At 46.5% G+C, this 16,607-nt stretch carries 12 protein-coding genes; 6 read left to right on the top strand and 6 right to left on the bottom strand.

Annotation, left to right across the window (positions count from 1 at the left end):
- The first annotated feature begins 317 nt into the window (after positions 1-317).
- Positions 318-1,136 (top strand): hypothetical protein, encoded by an 819-nt coding sequence (locus Q4Q49_RS06365; RefSeq protein WP_006085901.1) that lies wholly within the window; start codon positions 318-320, stop codon positions 1,134-1,136.
- 7 nt (positions 1,137-1,143) lie between these two features.
- Here the strand turns inward: Q4Q49_RS06365 and Q4Q49_RS06360 are convergent, their stop codons facing one another.
- Positions 1,144-2,034: a LysR family transcriptional regulator gene (locus tag Q4Q49_RS06360; RefSeq protein WP_259513872.1), complete on the bottom strand. Its 891-nt coding sequence runs from the start codon at positions 2,032-2,034 to the stop codon at positions 1,144-1,146.
- Positions 2,035-2,156: 122 nt separating this feature from the next.
- Here Q4Q49_RS06360 and Q4Q49_RS06355 point away from each other — a divergent pair, with 122 nt between their 5' ends.
- The 5 genes from Q4Q49_RS06355 (at position 2,157) to Q4Q49_RS06335 (ending at position 7,167) form a co-directional block, all read left to right on the top strand.
- Entirely contained in the window at positions 2,157-2,591 is a 435-nt protein-coding gene (locus tag Q4Q49_RS06355; RefSeq protein ID WP_006082862.1) for a CidA/LrgA family protein, read from the top strand.
- A 2-nt stretch (positions 2,592-2,593) separates the two neighbouring features.
- Positions 2,594-3,313: an LrgB family protein gene (locus tag Q4Q49_RS06350; RefSeq protein ID WP_006082861.1), complete on the top strand. Its 720-nt coding sequence runs from the start codon at positions 2,594-2,596 to the stop codon at positions 3,311-3,313.
- A 178-nt stretch (positions 3,314-3,491) separates the two neighbouring features.
- Complete coding sequence (locus Q4Q49_RS06345) at positions 3,492-3,983, top strand: GNAT family N-acetyltransferase (RefSeq protein ID WP_311889624.1); 492 nt, start codon at positions 3,492-3,494, stop codon at positions 3,981-3,983.
- Between the two features lie 395 nt (positions 3,984-4,378).
- Entirely contained in the window at positions 4,379-5,344 is a 966-nt protein-coding gene (gene pbpG / locus Q4Q49_RS06340; protein ID WP_006082859.1) for a D-alanyl-D-alanine endopeptidase, read from the top strand.
- 197 nt (positions 5,345-5,541) lie between these two features.
- The gene (locus Q4Q49_RS06335; RefSeq protein WP_311998920.1) at positions 5,542-7,167 is read left to right on the top strand and encodes a rhomboid family intramembrane serine protease; all 1,626 of its coding nucleotides are present in this window, start codon (positions 5,542-5,544) and stop codon (positions 7,165-7,167) included.
- Between the two features lie 29 nt (positions 7,168-7,196).
- Here Q4Q49_RS06335 and Q4Q49_RS06330 read toward each other — a convergent pair whose 3' ends face one another.
- The 5 genes from Q4Q49_RS06330 to Q4Q49_RS06310 form a co-directional block, all read right to left on the bottom strand.
- Positions 7,197-8,294: a calcium:proton antiporter gene (locus Q4Q49_RS06330; protein ID WP_311998919.1), complete on the bottom strand. Its 1,098-nt coding sequence runs from the start codon at positions 8,292-8,294 to the stop codon at positions 7,197-7,199.
- Between the two features lie 141 nt (positions 8,295-8,435).
- Positions 8,436-10,748: a hypothetical protein gene (locus tag Q4Q49_RS06325; RefSeq protein ID WP_311998918.1), complete on the bottom strand. Its 2,313-nt coding sequence runs from the start codon at positions 10,746-10,748 to the stop codon at positions 8,436-8,438.
- 126 nt (positions 10,749-10,874) lie between these two features.
- The gene (locus Q4Q49_RS06320; protein ID WP_311998917.1) at positions 10,875-12,605 is read right to left on the bottom strand and encodes a hypothetical protein; all 1,731 of its coding nucleotides are present in this window, start codon (positions 12,603-12,605) and stop codon (positions 10,875-10,877) included.
- Between the two features lie 12 nt (positions 12,606-12,617).
- Positions 12,618-14,915, bottom strand: coding sequence for a hypothetical protein (locus tag Q4Q49_RS06315; RefSeq protein WP_311998916.1), 2,298 nt, complete (start codon positions 14,913-14,915; stop codon positions 12,618-12,620).
- Between the two features lie 351 nt (positions 14,916-15,266).
- On the bottom strand, positions 15,267-16,475 hold the full coding sequence (locus tag Q4Q49_RS06310; RefSeq protein ID WP_012088411.1) for a NupC/NupG family nucleoside CNT transporter: 1,209 nt from the start codon (positions 16,473-16,475) through the stop codon (positions 15,267-15,269).
- Positions 16,476-16,607 lie beyond the last annotated feature (132 nt).

The raw sequence follows: 16,607 nt of genomic DNA, 5'->3' as shown, positions 1-16,607 counted from the left end.
CAGTCGCAAGATTGAGGTGCGCTGCTTTCCTGTACAAATTTGTGTGTAAGTTGTTTTTTCTGGGTTGAATTATTGTGCTTTGGTCTATAACTATTGTTACTGTTAGGTTTTTGGCTATCTGTACTTCTGTGGTGTTTATTAGCGGCTTCTCAATGAGAGTGTCATAATTTGAACTATCGCCTATTATTCTTTGATTAAATTGGCTAGTTTAGCCGCTCTTTAACGGCAACCTTAGTTGGTGTTATTCCTATTTTATGCAGTTTAATCCTCTGGCTGATTTGATTATCAAGCTAGAAACGATATTTCAGGAGTCAAAAGTGAACTATCTCAACTCAGCATTAGTGTGTTTAGCCCTGTGCTTATCGAGTGCACTGCAGGCCGAAGAGCAAACTCAGTGGCATTACAGCTTAGGCAGTCATGATTTTGTGGTCGAGGATTCTCACACCTTAGGGGTGAATGCGAGTCTATTGTTAGAATATAAAACCCAAAGCGATATTTTGCTGACGGCGGCGCTGGATGCCTATATAGACGTAGATGTCGATAAACTCGACCCTGACCACATCCCTGTGTGGTTTAAGTCTGCCTATGCTGCGAGTGGTGAGTTGTATCGTATTAACCCCGAATTTTCATTGGGTTGGCAGTTCGATTTACAGGGAAAGCGTAATACTGTTAGCTCGGTGGAGAAACAAGCTAAGGTATTTCCTGGGTTGACGGCTAGCTTTGACGGACAAGAATTACAGGCCCAGTTGAAGGCGGGGGCAGGTTATTACTATCTCGAAATCGATGACGATGTGCCTAGAACCCGAGGTTACGATCGTGGCGATTTTGGCAACGGTACCTTTGCTTATACCTTTATGGGAAGTGTCGGGGCTAATGTGACGCCTAAGCTACATATGCAAGTGGCCGCACAAACCTGGCAAGACGAGGGCAAATGGTTAGAGAATCAATATCGCTTTGAGCTGAGTTACCAAACCGATTTTTGGCGGCCTAACAGCATGCTCGTGTTGAGCGCCGAGCACACGCAATATAATTTAGACCACTATGCCAAAGTCGATATTAACTCGGCTGAGTATTTGCCTATTCTGCCATGGGATAGCGATACGCTAGTGCGTTTGAGCTTAGTGATCCCTTGGTAACATAGTGTCACTTATGAGTTAAGTGCTTCTCGACTAAGGCGATCATGGCTTGAGCTGCGAAGGATAATACTTGGTCCTTGCGCCAAAAGAGCGATAATTCCCAGCGCAGCTCGTCACTCGCCAGCGGGATATTCACGACGCCGGGTACACTGTAGCGCCGCGCGATAGAGCGCGGCAATACCATCACCCCAGTGCCCGCCGCGACTAAGGCAATCCCGAAATCGGCTTGGCTAACGCGGGTGATGTTTTTAGGGACAAATCCGGCGTGTCGGCAGGCATTGAGTACTAATTGATAGAGGGTGTATTCGGTTTCGAACATCACTTGAGGATCGGCGCTGAGATCCCTAAACGACAGTATCTGTCTGGTGGATAACGGATTTTCCTTGGGAAGCACCACTACCATAGGATCGTTAAACACCCTAATCCCATCATAGCCGTCATCAAAATCGATAATCCCTGTGGCCAGTTCAATCTCACCCTTTTGGATCGCCGAAGTTTGTTCTACACCGCCACGGACGAGCAAGTGCATGTCAATTTGCGGATATTGCTGGCGATACTTAGCAATAATGGGGGCAAAAATCTCGGCGCTGCCGAGCGGCGCTAATCCCAGATTGAGTTCGCCCGCAGTTAAGCTGCGCTGTGCCGTGAGTTCGGCGAGCATGCGTTGCCGCCCTGCGAGCAGGTCTTTACCGTGACGATAAACGACTTCGCCCGCGGGAGTGAGTTTGACTTGGGTGCCGCGTTTACCCCGCTCAAGCAAGGTGAGATCGAGTTCTTGTTCTAACTGACGCACGGCTTTTGATAACGCAGGTTGGGTGAGGTGGACTTTATCGCTGGCTTTACCAAAGCCTCCGGCATCGACGATTTCGATAAAATAGCGAATAACTTTGAGGTCCATTGGGCTTCACCTTTATATGCATTCTTAGAATTCATGTATTACATTATTAATATTCATTTTTTTTATCAAATAAGCAAGCCTAGAATAGCCCCATAGAAAACTTTGTTCTAACCGAGAAAATCATGTCATTCCCACAAGCCGCAATACGTCAGTGTCGACATTGGGCTTTGTTATTAACCCAAATCGGCCTCTTCTGTTTACTGTCCTTCGCTTGTCATTGGTTCGCCACTTGGGCACATTCGCCTATTCCTGGGAGTGTGATTGGCTTAGGCATACTCTTATTTTTATTAGGTTTTAAGCTCATTCCCGAAAATGCCGTACAACTGGGCGCCGCTTGGTTGATTGGTGAGTTATTGCTGTTTTTTATCCCGCCAGTGATTTCGGTCATTAAGTACGAAGGTTTGTTTGAGCAATACGGTACCAATATATTGTTTACCTTAGTGATGGGCAGTGTGTGTGTGATGTTTGGTACTGGTTTTGTGGTCGATAGAGTGTTTCGTTTTGAGCGCCAACTGAACATCAAAAAGCAGGCCCGTCGCCACGCTAAGGCAGCTTAGTTATGACTGACTCAAGAGTGGTGGATTTTGTGTTGTCGCAGACCGGATTAGCTCTATTTAGTTTATTGCTGACGGTATTTTGTTACTTCGGCGCTAAGCGTCTCTATAAGTACCACAGAGTCTGGTGGTTAGCGCCCATAGTGTTAGCGCCGATAGTGATTACCTTATTGGTGTTTAATCTTAAGATCCCGCTGCCAACCTATTTTGAATACACCCATTGGTTGATGGCCATGTTAGCGCCCGCGACTATCGCCTTTGCTTTGCCGATTTATCGTGAGCGTAACTTGATCCGCCAATATCCGCTGACGATAGGGTTAGGTGTAACGGCCGGATTATTTCTGGGGATGATTTCTTCATGGCTGCTGGTGAAGTTTGTGCCTCTGCCGGTGGAATTGTCTAAGAGTTTGTTGGTGCGTTCGGTGTCGACGCCCTTCGCGATGGAGGCCACTAGTGCCTTTGGCGGCGTGCCTGAGTTGACGGCCATGATGGTGTTAATCACAGGCGTGATTGGCATGCTGGTGTGTGAGCCGTTATTCAAATTTATGCGGATTCGTACTTCGTTAGGTAAAGGTGTGGCACTCGGCGCCTCGGCCCACGGTGCTGGCGCGGCAAAAGCCACTGAAATCGGTCAGCAAGAAGGCGTTATCGCCAGTTTGACTATGATTTTTATTGGTATCGCTATGGTATTAGGCGCCCCCGTGTTTGCCTTGATCTTTATCTAGGCTTTGAATGCTATCGTGTGAGTTTTATGGCTTGAATTGACACACCTCAATTTTGGCAAGTTTGCCTCTTCGGGCGCTAACACCTTCTCAGTTATGCGCCTTTTTTTTTGCTTGTGACCCGTCCTAAATATGGCATGCTGTACCCAGTTGAAATACAAAGTATTCAGGATGATTACAGATGTCTAATGAGCGAGATAAACCGTTAAAAACACAACAAAGCGTGAGTCTACGTCCGGTTGAAGAAACTGATCTTGAGGCGATTTTTGCCCATCAAAGCGATCCCATTGCTAACCAGCTTGCACAGTTTCCACCAAGGGATCGGGAAGCGTTTTTTAAGCATTGGCATGGGAATATTCTTGGACAAGTCAATGTGCTAGCGAGGGCTATCGATTTCGATGGCAAGTTTGTGGGCAACATAGGCCATTGGCATAGTGACGGGCAAGCGCTGATAGGATATTGGATTGACCGTGATTACTGGGGCAAAGGCATCGCGACCCAAACCTTAGCGCAATTTTTGCCTTTAGTGAGTGCGAGGCCACTCTTTGCCGAAGTGGCTAAGCATAATCTAGCCTCCCAGCGAGTCCTCTTAAAACACGGGTTTGTGCTGACGGGTCAATTAATTCAAGAGAGCCAAGATACTGAAGCATTGCTCGAATTTGTTTTACGTTAGCCTATAACGGCTCAATCTCGGTATTTATGGCGTATGTTAATGCGTTTATACGCCATAAATCACATCTTCCAATCCTTAAAATCCCTGAACTGCAGTCGCTTTTGTTAAAAGTGTAAAAAGTCGTTCATTATTTTTATTGCCAATGATTCTACTGCCAAAACTCTCTTTTAAAGACGTAGTCGCTGTAGTAAGTCAAAAGACTGGATCTAGCCGCTTGATTATTCAAGATTAGTGACAGGTTAAGCTGGTTTTACATAATAAAAATTGAGGAGAAACTGCTGATCTTGCAGATAAAAGTCTAATTGCATTCTATTTCTTTCACGGTAGAACTCCTATACTTAGCCAAACCTTGTGCCATAGCACAATCGATCCCTTATCTATTCAGTGAAATCTAAATGAAGATCCGTTTTCTGCTCAGTAGTTTTATCCTTGTATGCAGCAGTCTCACTGTTGCCGCGACAGCGCATTCAGCCGATTCGGCCTCTGTCACTACTAAACATGCCAGCAAAAATGCACCCGCTAAAAAAGCACCTGCAAAACAGCAAGAAGTGGCATCGAGTAGCGCTATGGTGGTCGACCTTAAAACCAATGAAGTTTTATATTCGAGTAACCCTAATGCCGTGGTGCCCATCGCCTCAGTGACTAAGCTGATGACGGCCATGGTGACCTTAGATGCAAAGCTGGCGATGGACGAAAAGTTAGCGGTTAATATTAACGACACCAAAGAAATGCGCGGCGTCTATTCTAGAGTGCGTATCGGCAGTGAAATTAGCCGTAAAGACATGTTATTGCTGACCTTAATGTCATCAGAAAACCGCGCAGCAGCCAGCCTTGCTCACCATTATCCCGGTGGGCATAAAGCCTTTATTAAGGCGATGAATGCCAAAGCTAAAGCACTGGGCATGAAGAATACCCGTTATGTTGAACCGACAGGTTTGTCGTACAAAAACGTCTCCAGCGCCAGCGACCTAATTGTGCTGCTTAAGGCCAGTGAAGGTTACCCTATGCTAGGCCAATTGAGTTCGACCGAGAAAAAGACGGTCACCTTTGCTAAACCTAGATACAGTTTAGATTTCCGCAACACTAACCGTTTGGTTTATAAAGATAACTGGAATATCCATCTCACCAAAACCGGTTTTACTAACGAAGCGGGGCATTGCTTAGTGATGCGCACCGAAATGGCAAAACGCCAAGTGGCCTTTGTGGTACTCGATGCTTACGGCAAATATACCCATATAGCCGATGCAAACCGTTTACGTAACTGGTTAGAAACAGGTAAAGTCACCCCGATCCCAGCCGAAGCTAAGCAATATAAGAAACAGCGTAGCCAGCAGCAATTAGCTAAGTTGAGTGAGACCTAGGGCTAGGCTTTTACTTAGACGTCGAGCTGGAGCGACTCTCTTGCTTTAACGGCTTTATAAAGAATAAAAAACCAAAGGCCAGATGAGCAATCCATCTGGCCTTTGGCTTTTTAATACTGTAAGTCCTTGATGATTTTTGGTAAATTCCCCGTGGTATTATTACCATAGTGATTGATGTACTCAAGGAAGAAATACGCGTGGATGTACTGCTAAAAAAACTTCAACTGATCTATTTTCCCTTCTTATTCACGAGCCTGTTATTTATCTCTGGCTACAGCTTAATCCATTGGCTGTTGTTGATTAAATTTGAGTTTTTTAGCATAGATGAAGATCTGGTCAATTTTGGATTACCGCTGATACTGTCATGGCTCTTGTTGCTTGTTTTTCTGAGGCCAAGGCTAAAACTGCTGAAGTTTGTTAAGGATAATTCACGCTTTTTCTATCTACTTTTCGCCGTGCAGCTCGTGGCTGTGCCTTGTATTATTGCGCAGGAATATCTTAAAACAGCAACGGGGCAGTTAACCCAATTAGCATCGATCCAAGAATTGTATCTGCATAAAAAGACACAGTATTACCAGTTACAGCAAGCTTATATTGATAAGACGCAAATTGGTGTGCAGCGAAATATTGAGGTTACAGGAAAAAGTAACAGTCACTTGAATATGACGCTCTATATTGCGATGCCGATTTTTGCGAGTGGCGCCGATCGTCGCCGAACTTCTGTCTTAGCCTGGTATGGCAAAATTTATCAGCAGGAGATCAGTAATAGACTCGAACCCGATGAAAAAGAACAAGCATACAAGGCGTTTTTGACTCAATCCCAACGTGAGTTTGATAAGTTTGACCCGCAAACGTTTGTTTACCTTGAACGATTAGCCCCTTCGTCTCTTAAGAGAGACTTACTTAGCGCAGCGGAAAAAAGTCCGCTTTATCAAGCTGAATACCCAACGATTTTTATGCCGAAGTTTGAGCCATTTGAAGCCCGTAATGGCAATAAACTCGCTTGGATGCTGATTTGGTTTGTTGCAGGTGCTTTAGTCTGGTTTGTGCTCTTGCTACGGGTGAAACTGGATGAAGAAGCGCTTAAAGCTGAAACAGTTACAAAGCGTTTGAACCATGCGGGCACAATCGCCGAGCTTAACGATTTTTTTGAAATGATACGGCCCAAGCCGGGTTTTATTGCAACTCCTATTCTGATGTATCTCAATGTTTTAGTGTTTATCCTTATGGCATGGTCAAGCCAACATTTTATTAATTTACAGGGTAGTTTCATGCTCGAATGGGGGGCTAACTTTCGACCTAAAGTGCTTGCTGGTGAGTGGTGGCGCTTAATCACGAGTACCTTTATCCATGGCGGTTTAGCCCACTTAGCGCTGAATCTTTACGGCTTGTTTTTTGTCGGCAGCTTTCTTGAACCTGTACTCGGTAAGTGGCGACTATTTTTGGCGTATTTGATCACTGGGGTATTGGCGAGTATCGCCAGTATCTGTTGGTATGATGCCACTGTGAGTGTCGGTGCATCGGGCGCCATTATGGGGCTATTAGGAATACTCGTGATTTGGGCTTGGAAAAAGATTTTCCATCAGGATATCAACTGGATACTGAGTATTAACTTGGCATTTTTTGTGACCATAAGTCTTGTCGCAGGATTATTGGGTGGAGTGGACAATGCTGCCCATATTGGCGGATTGTTGAGTGGGTTAGTGTTGGGTTACCTTTCGCTGCGCTATGCTCAGCGGGCTCAGGGGGCTCGAGGTGCTCAGGGGGCCCGGAAAATTGAGGGCCATAGCCCAGTTAAAAAGCGTAAGCCGAGACGCAAATAAGTCGCGCTCGGCTTTGGATTTAAGAAGGTTTAGGCGTGTTCAAACATTAAGAACAAGTAAACGATAAACAGCACTATATGCGTCGCGCCGTGCAGGGCATTGGTGCGACCGCTGCTGAAGCTGACCTTGCAGACCATTAAACTGGTGATTAACAGCACCATGTCGGCGGGTGACAAGCCTAAATGCACTTCTTGACCTATCACGCCGCCAATAATTAATACTGCGGGAACGGTAAGGGCAATCGTGGCGAGCACTGAGCCGAAGTACAGATTCATCGCCCGCTGTAATTGATTGTTTAACGCCGCCTTAAATCCGCCCACCGCTTCGGGTGACAAGATCAAACAGGCCACGATAAAGCCACCTAATGCCTGCGGTGCGCCTAAGGTAGCGACACTGTAATTGATTGGCATGGCTAAGGTTTTTGCCAATAAGATCACCACAAGCAAGTAACCAATCAATAGCACGGTATGATAGGCATTACTGCGTAATATGCCGTGGTGTTCCTCGTGGTCTTCATGATCGGCATCGACAAAGAAATGACTGTGGCTCTTGGTTTGTACGACTAAAAATACGCCATAGAGCAGAATCGAAATAATGATCAGCATCCAAGACATGGCTTTAGACATGCTGCCGATAGTGCCGCCTTCGGTAAAATTGGGCAGCACTAAACAGAGTAAGGCGAGGGGGATAATGACGACCAAATAGGATTTTACGCCATCTAAATTAAAAAGCTGGGTGTGGTAACGCCAGCCGCCAAGTAATAAGGTGAATCCCACTAAGCCATTGATAATCAACATGACCACGGCGAACATAGTGTCGCGCGCCATCACAGGGTTAGGTTCTCCTGTCAGCATCACGGAGGAGATCATCACCACTTCGAGTGATATCACCGACAGGGTTAAGATTAAGGTGCCATAGGGATCGCCAAGCTTAATTGCTAGCGCATCAGAGTGGCGCACCACTGAGAAGATAGCCCAAGTGACAACGCCTAATAGGGCGAGTGATGCAGGAATATAGGTCGAGAGCGCAGTGCCATCGGCGAGTAGGCTATCGCCACCGGTTTTGAAGAATACTAAGGTCAGTATTCCCAGTAGCAGGGCGAACTCGTCTTTCATAAATGTCTTCATAGGCAGTTTGTCCAAAGCGAAAAAAGGCCGTTAGTATAGACACTTGTTATGGCACACTTTGCATGAAACTTCTTTTAGATTTGGGGTTAAGGATAATTATTTGAGCTAGATCGCTTTTTAATCCTAAACCCCATTTCTAGGTTAGCCGTGGTGCTCGGTTTTAATCAGTTTGCCGAGTTGATCATAGTGATTCCAATCCCCTGACTCTCGGTCACTGATGTAACTGCCTTCGGTGCGTTTTTCGCCATTAGGCCAAAAGCTTTGCCATAGACCTTCCTTGCGATCCCTCAGATACGTGCCTTGCTCGGCTAACTTACCATTATTGTGATAATAGCTGGCATCGCCTTCTTTTTGGCCTTTAACCCAGGTTTCAACGAGTTGTGGCTTACCGTTCTGGTGATATTGTTTAACTTGACCATCGAACGAGCCTTTGGCATATGTGGCCTCTAGTTTGAGTTGGCCGTTACTGTAGTATTCCTTCGATTGACCATGGTTTTGCCCGTCTAAAAATTCAGTGCTGGCCGCTTGTATCCCATCCTCAAACCAGCTTTCCCATAGCCCAGTTTGATTGCCTTTATTCATAGTGCCGCTGAGTTTTAGCTGGCCATTATTGGGATAATATTCGGCATACGGGCCTGTTTTATCATTTTTATCATAGGTTTCGGAGCGGTAAACCACTTGCTTAAAGCTGTAAAACTCCCTAACGCCGTGACGCTTGTTTTCCTGCCAATGGCTTTTTTGTTGGATATTCCCTTCTGGAATCGTGCCATAGGTAGGGTCTTTTTCTTCGTAGCGGTAGTCAATCCACAGACCCGTTTTTTGATTGTCGAGATATTGCCCTGCCACACGGCGACGTCCGTGGTAATACTCAATATAATCACCATTGAGTTTGCCATCGGCGAAGGTTTGCTCCCGCTGTTTCTGGCCTTCGCTGTACTGGATCCATAAGCCTTGTTTATTGCCGTTTTGATATTCGCCTTCTTCATTAGGATCGCCATTGGCATACCAACGGGCAAAATGGCCATCGAGCGGATAACGACTGGCATTTTCCTTTTTCTCCGAGGCGTAATGGGCGAGTTCGCGAGGTTTGCCATTGTCATAAAAGGATTCATATTGACCCACCCATTGACCATTAATGCGTTTGCCCCGCTCATTAACAGTGCCATCCTCAAAGTAGGACTCGGATTTACCCGTCAGTTTACCTTCGACATATTCATCTAAGCTGCGCAGTTGACCATTGCTATGGTAACGGCGTGATTCACCGTGTCGCTGCCCCTGTTGCCATTGCTCAGAAGATTGCAGTTTGCCTGCGCTATAGCGCTCAAATAGCCCATCTCGAATGCCCATGTCGTAGTGGCTTTTTTCGAGTAAATTACCTTCGGCATCATAACGCTCCGATGGGCCATGAAGCGGATACTGGCCATTCTCAGCCAGCTTTGAGTCTTGATAGCTGCGCAGTTCTTTAAGTTGGCCGTTGTCGTAGAAATACTTTTGCGTACCGGCAAGTTGGTTCTGCTTATAGTTGAGATCGCTGGTGAGGTTTCCTTCGGCATTAAAATATTGCTGCTGCCCATCTAAAGCGTCGTTAACATACTGTTCTTCAACTTGTAATTTACCCGCATCGTTAAATTGCTGACACTTGCCTTGGCGTTGCCCTGCCTTATATTGGCAGAGGCTAGCGAGTTCGCCATTGGGGTAAAACGTCCGTTCTTCACCATCGAGCTGATTAAGGTTGAACTGGCTGGCACTCGATTTAGTTCCGTCGTCGAAGAAGGTTTCCCACAATCCTTGGCGGCGACCTTCGGCATCGAAGCGGCCAGTCACAGAGGCTTGCCCATCGGGATTTTGCTCTAAATAGGGGCCGGAGAGTTGGTTGTTCGCATAGCTTTGGCTTTGGGATAAGGTGCCGTTTTCATAGAAACTTTCCCATTTACCGTGGCGCAGGTTATCGAGGTAGCTTTCTTGGGCTTGCAGTTTACCACTGGCATAGAAGCGTTTTACCTGCTCTTTTTTACCGTCTTTATAGCGCGTTGTTTGGGTGAGTTGGCCGCTGCTGTTGTATTCCTTCCATTCGTCCGTGGGCACGCCTTTGGTAAATTGCTGCTCCTCTGTGACTGCACCGCTTAAATCGAACAGTCGCCAAGTGCCATCTTGATAACCTTGCAGGTAGTTTCCTTCGATAAGCTTGCTGTTATTAGTATGAAATACTTGCCATTTGCCATTAGGTATCCCTTCGGAAAACTGCCCTAAGGTATATCCTTGGTTATCGCGGACTATGGCGATATCGCCATTTAAGGGCATGCCAGTGGCGAGATTGTAATAGCTGGGTATTCCGTCTTGCTGACGAATTTCGACCATCATGGAGGAGAGGTTTTGCGCTGCCTGCGCATGGAGACTCACTATACTAGCCCCTGCAATGGCGAGGCTAATCACGCGAAATGGGGTATTGAACATGCTGATTCCTTGTTCTGGGTCTTAAGGCCAAGGTATGTGCGGCCTATATAAGAATCCTAATTTTAAACTGCTTGGTTTATCTATTGCGCTGTGCACTCAATGCAGTGCACAGCGTCTAGGCTTAAGCTAAAACCGAGGGAAAACATCATCAGAAGTGACCACAGGGGGTGGCATTTCCTGATTTAAAAACTGGCCATTATGGTAGCTATTAATCACCCGTATCCAGCCATGATCCTCAAACTCGTATTGTTTACCATCAAGCCTGCCTAGTTCGTCATATTTGGCGATTTGGAGCACATAGTCTTCAGATGAGCGCAATTCCCAATGGCCGACTTGTTTGCCTTGGTCATAGCGACCATACCAATAACGTCTTTCAGGGTTGGGTATTGGGCGAAAACCGAACTCACCATCGGTAAATATCCAATCGCCATCCTGTTGACCATTGCGGTATACGCCTTTTTCATACACTTGGCCATTATTGGCGTAACGCTGGACTAAACCATCGGGCTTGCCATGTTTAAAGTGAATTGACTCAAGCAACTGGCCTGAGTTGGTCTCGTTATGGTATTCACCGTGGAGCTCACCATTATCATCGTGGCTATAGGTGAGGGTGGCGTCGTCTTGAAATTTCTTCCAAGTGCCTGCTTGTTTATCCTTGGCATATTGACCTTGCTCTACTAGCTGAGTTTTCCCTGTGGCAGGCTCAATTTTTACCGTTTCATAGGCGCCTTCACGCTTACCCACCTCATAATATTCGCGGGAGAGGGTGATGACATCGTTGTAGTCAAAGGACTTGATCTGTAAACCATTCAATTGGTTATTGAGTCGCTCCTGGCGTTCGATTAACAAGCCTTTTTTGAAGGTTTCGGAGAGTGACCAGTTTTTGAGTTTGTCTTCTTCTTGAGTCTCAATCAATTGGCCATCGCGATAGCGCTGCTGTTTACGATAAACCCAGCGATTACCTTGGTATTTGCTGTCTGTGGTTTTTTTAATTTGCCCTTGGTCATCGTATTCGATGGCTTGGAGGACATCCCCCTTATCGTTGGTCACTTCCTTTAATTTGAGTTGGCCATTTTCATAGTAAGCCAGTTGCTCACCGACCTTATAATTCTGTTGATATTGAAAGTGCCGCTTTACCTTACCATTGTCAAAATATTCAAAATAGTCGCCGTGTTTTTTATCCTTAAGCCACTCTTGGGTCGAGATGACTTGCCCGTTCAACCCCCAAGTGGTCTCAGTGCCTTGCAGTAGGCCATCGACCTTGTGCTCCTCACGGTTAAGTTTGCCAAGGTTAAAGTATTGGCTCACACAGGTAGGGTCATGGCAAATTTTGGCAGTGACTTCGCCTTCGGGGCCAAAATGTTCGCTGATGCCGACTTGTTGACCATCTTTAAAATCGGTTTTGTAGCGGATATTGCCGCCATTCCAATAACCCGTTTCAGGGCCTTGTTTCACACCATTTTCATAGTGTGACTCAGTATATAATTGGCCAGTGGCAATGTACTTTTTGATTACGCCATCGAGCTGACCTTGTGCGTTACGAAAGCCCTGTTCGTAGGGCTTTCCATCGTCGAAGTTACATTGATAGGGCCCGCGAAATTGCTCGCTAGTGAGGGCCTTACCGATATTTTTATCGGCGATGGCCGTTGAGCAGAAAAGCTTATTCTTTTCTTTGTAGTAAACCTTGACCTTATAGTAGCCATCTGTCAGGTTAACGGGTTGCTCAAAATAGTACAAAGCCTGTTTTTCATCTTTGACAACCTTCCAATGGGCATCGAGCAGCACGTTTTCTGCATTGGCATGGGTACTGATAAGTACGAGTGCTCCAAGGAGCCGTTTTACTGTAAATATACGCATAACCGCTCCTTTTTATGGCAAAGGTTTAAAGGTGAATTCATAGGGGATATCGACGGGCTCTTTGGCGATCGTCATATAACTCACCTTGGCGGCGGGGCCTGCAATACTCAAATAACGGCCATCGACCAGCACCTCGTTTATCCGCTGCTCAGTATTTTCGGGGAGTCGAATGGTTAACAGGTTGCCTTGGGCATCTTCGACCTTAAAGTAATTTTTAAGATCGCTACTTGGCTCATTGCCATATCCGGTTTGCGTCAGCCAAGACTCTAAATCGATTAACCAAGGGCGGTCGGTTACAGCCAGTTCTAAAGGCTGCCAGTGAATATCACCTTGGCAATGGATCTTGCCCTTGATCTGTTTATCGTAGAAAAACTGCCGCACGCGGTCTGGGGTCATCAAACTATAGGCTGCCCCGTTTGGGGCGTTGGGATCAAACTGCCAAGTGACGGGATTTTTACCCTCATTAAAACCTTGATCTATTTCAGGTTTGCAGGCGGTTGCCAAGGCAGCTGACATGGGAATATACAGATTATGACCATTGTCAGTTACAGGTTTTATCCCTTGGATCGTACTGAACTCATTTTTTGCAGCATCTAGCGCTGGATTGATAAAGCTACCTAGGCCAGCGTTACCAAACTCGGTGGGAGGATTCGCCAGATTTTTGTTGTAGTCGCTAAATTGTACAAAGCGGATCGTTTTGGTTTGAGTCAACTCCGGCTGGGGTTGTTGCTCAATTAACATCAGGGTTTTAGGAATTTCATCCAGCTTGAGTAACAGTGTGTTGCTGGTGAGGTGATGGCTCTCATCGGCTCCAATCAATTGCTCTAGCAGTTCCTTTTCCGTCGCCGTTAGCCAAGAGGGATAATTTCCTTCGCGACGGGCCTCAGCCATCATGCCTTTAAATTGTTGGAAAGGCAGATTAATACTCTGATCCTCACTCTGCTTTGACACGACTTTAAAGAGTTTCGCCTCGGCATCGAGCACTTGGATTGTTAGGCTGGCATCGCCAACCGTGTAAGGTGTTGCCAGCAGTTCATCCCACGACTTTTCGACTATCTTATTCGTCTGTGGGATAAGTGTTAGCTTGGCAGTAATATGGTCTATCTGTTTGAGTTTATTCGCTGTGTTATCCCACCCAGTCGCAATAATATCGGTTGAAGACTCAATCGAGGGATGGTAATTCCTCGCCCAACCTTTACCGTGCTGCCAGAAGTGAATGTCAATCGGTTTGCCGTTTGCGTCATAGGCGGTTAAGTCCTCATAACGCACATCGGCTTCCACATATTGCGGACTCATATTGTGGACAAAGCGCAATTGCAGATCTTCAGGGGTATCAGTGCCCCAAGGGCCAAGATTATCTAAAATACCTTGTTGATCAGGTAATAAGGATTTTATAAATGCCTCATTATTGGGGCGATATTCCTGCGGTATATCGCTAATGCGGTACAGCTCCTTTTGCCTATCATCCCTATCGCGCTCAGCATCAAAGCTATCATCGGCATGCCAAAGCGTGCTCATGATATACGGCCTCTCCTTAGGCGCCATTACGGTTCGGTGGGTAAAGGTACGCCCTTGGCGCTCTTCCCGTTGAAAAAACGCCATGCTCTCTAACCAACCCGTTTTGCGGTTAACTTCGAACTTGCCATAGGCCTTATACTTGTCTTTCTCCCCTTGTAATACGGCGATCAACTTATCTTCACTTACTTGCTCAACCGTCCAAGTTAAGCGCCCATCCATGGGGGCGTTGATGCTATAACCGACGCTAGGCTCAAGCGCTACAGGCAAGGTTGGGGCTTGTTTAAACAAGTGATTAAGATTTTGCCAGCGCTCAAATAACTCCTTGATATCTTTTTGATCCATCTTGGCAATGGGGGTCAGTTCGCGGACTTCACCATTACTAAATTCCACATTAAAGCCATCTTTAACCAACTGAAAGATTTCATTGGACTTGCCTTTGGGGTCAATATTACTCACCGGGATCGGCATGCCATAATCGCTAATTTGCAACATATTAGGTTGGATAAAAAAGCGGGCGTTATGGGTTAACGGTGTGGTCAAGCTGGCCGCCTTACCCTCTACATCTTGTAATTGGTAATCCAGCAGTAATCGTGCCTGCAACACTTTGCGAGTTTCGAAACCATCGTTGAGGCTTATGGTAGAAATAATCTGATACTCGCGATCTGCGGGTATATTCGCCGTAACCGATTCTGAGGACGTCGTTGAGTCATCGCAGGCGGTTAACAAGAGTGTGATACTTGCCACTGTCAGTACGATTGCGGCGTGAACTGCCTTGTATTTCCTTGTGGCCATTTGTGCTCCCTTGGTTACGCATGTTATTGAAATGTAAATGTATTAATCTTGGTTTGGCGACATTATACACAAAAACTATCTGAGGCAATAAAACGACGTCATCAAAATGTGAGCTTAAAAGGCGAGCAAGCAAGGTAAAGAGACTGTCCGTGCTTATTTTGTTTGCGACGAGGTTTAGGTCAGCCTTGCGGCAGTAAAGACGAGCTTAAGCGGATAATTAAGCGGGGGATAAAGCAAAACCCAAACCAAGGCGTGCTTGATTTGGGTTTACGCTGGGATCCGCTGTTTCTATTTCGATGCTCGAGATCAGTGATTGATACTCGAGGACAGAAAGCTGTTATCGAAAACAAGCTACAGCGAGAGGATCACGCTGGCAATGGCCGCACTCATGAGGTTAGCGAATACGCCAGCGGCAATGGCGCGAAAACCATTACGGGCGATAAACTCACGGCGCTCTGGCACCATGCTACCCAGTCCACCGATCAAAATTGCCATGGTTGAAATGTTCGCAAAACCACACAGGGCAAAGGTGACTACGGCCTGAGAATGGGCGCTCAGTTGGTCTTCGACTTTCATTAACTGGATAAAGGCCACGAACTCATTCACCACGATTTTTTGGCCAATCAGTGAGCCCGCAGTAATGGCTTCATGCCAAGGAATACCCAGCAGCCACGCCATAGGGGCGAACAGATAACCGAGTAAAAATTCGAAGCTTAACTGGTAACCGAACCATTCACCCACAGCGCCTAACATGCCGTTCAACAGGGCGATAACGCTGACAAAAGCTAGCAGAGTGGCACCAATCCCGACTGAAATCCGCATGCCAGACATAGCGCCATCGGCTAAGGCTTCAACCACATTGGTGGCGCGTGGCAGTTCGACTGAGGTGATTTCATCTGAATTGTTTTTGTCATTTTCGTTGGGTGGCATGAGGATTTTTGCCATCAACAGACCCGCAGGTGCTGACATAAAGGCAGCGGCAATCAGATAGTTAAGATCGACACCTAAAGCGGCATATCCCACTAAGGTGCCGCCCGCGACTGAGGCTAAACCACAGCTCATTACCGCGAAGAATTGCGAATCGCTCATGTGCTTTAAATAAGGTTTGATCACCAGCGGCGCTTCAATCATGCCGACGAAGATATTCGCCGTGGCAGATAAAGACTCGGCGCGGCCCGTGCCCAATAAACGCTGCAGGCCACCACCAATAATGTTGATCACCTTAGGCATAAGACCAATATGGTATAGAGCTGAAATCAGCGCCGAGAAGAAGATGATGATACCTAAAACATTGATCGCAAATACGAAGCCGACTTTACCCGTGGCGAGATCGCCAAACAGAAAGCCAATCCCTTCGTTGCCATAGGCTATCACGCTCGACACGCCCGCCGTAACAGACTGCAATACGGCCTTACCCGCAGGGACGTAGAGCACCAACAGGGCAAATATAATTTGTAGGCCTAGGGCTAAAATCACAGTGCGGTAGGGAATGTTCTTGCGGTTCACTGACAGTAACCAAGCAAAAAACAAGATGCTAATCATGCCTAATATCGCGGTCATAATGGGTTTATTCTTTTGAGTGATAGAAGAAGTCGCGCATTGTAGGCCGAGTCAGCGTAAGGGCAAGTCGAGGGCGTTACTGGGCTGTTACGATAAAAGCGTCGAAAATTGCAACTATTTAAGTTGCTGTTT

This window comes from Shewanella sp. SP1S1-7, from assembly GCF_031932105.1.
Lineage (GTDB): Bacteria > Pseudomonadota > Gammaproteobacteria > Enterobacterales > Shewanellaceae > Shewanella > Shewanella baltica.
The sequence above is the reverse complement of the archived record's forward strand: the minus strand, read 5'-3'. Positions and strand labels throughout refer to the sequence as shown.

Excerpts from the sequence above, each read along its gene's own strand:
- Q4Q49_RS06325 (WP_311998918.1), bottom strand. The coding sequence starts at position 10,748 with ATGTTCAATACCCCATTTCGCGTGATTAGCCTCGCCATTGCAGGGGCT.
- Q4Q49_RS06360 (WP_259513872.1), bottom strand. The coding sequence starts at position 2,034 with ATGGACCTCAAAGTTATTCGCTATTTTATCGAAATCGTCGATGCCGGA.
- Q4Q49_RS06320 (WP_311998917.1), bottom strand. The coding sequence starts at position 12,605 with ATGCGTATATTTACAGTAAAACGGCTCCTTGGAGCACTCGTACTTATC.
- Q4Q49_RS06355 (WP_006082862.1), top strand. The coding sequence starts at position 2,157 with ATGTCATTCCCACAAGCCGCAATACGTCAGTGTCGACATTGGGCTTTG.
- Q4Q49_RS06350 (WP_006082861.1), top strand. The coding sequence starts at position 2,594 with ATGACTGACTCAAGAGTGGTGGATTTTGTGTTGTCGCAGACCGGATTA.
- Q4Q49_RS06310 (WP_012088411.1), bottom strand. The coding sequence starts at position 16,475 with ATGACCGCGATATTAGGCATGATTAGCATCTTGTTTTTTGCTTGGTTA.
- Q4Q49_RS06330 (WP_311998919.1), bottom strand. The coding sequence starts at position 8,294 with ATGAAGACATTTATGAAAGACGAGTTCGCCCTGCTACTGGGAATACTG.
- Q4Q49_RS06345 (WP_311889624.1), top strand. The coding sequence starts at position 3,492 with ATGTCTAATGAGCGAGATAAACCGTTAAAAACACAACAAAGCGTGAGT.
- pbpG (WP_006082859.1), top strand. The coding sequence starts at position 4,379 with ATGAAGATCCGTTTTCTGCTCAGTAGTTTTATCCTTGTATGCAGCAGT.
- Q4Q49_RS06315 (WP_311998916.1), bottom strand. The coding sequence starts at position 14,915 with ATGGCCACAAGGAAATACAAGGCAGTTCACGCCGCAATCGTACTGACA.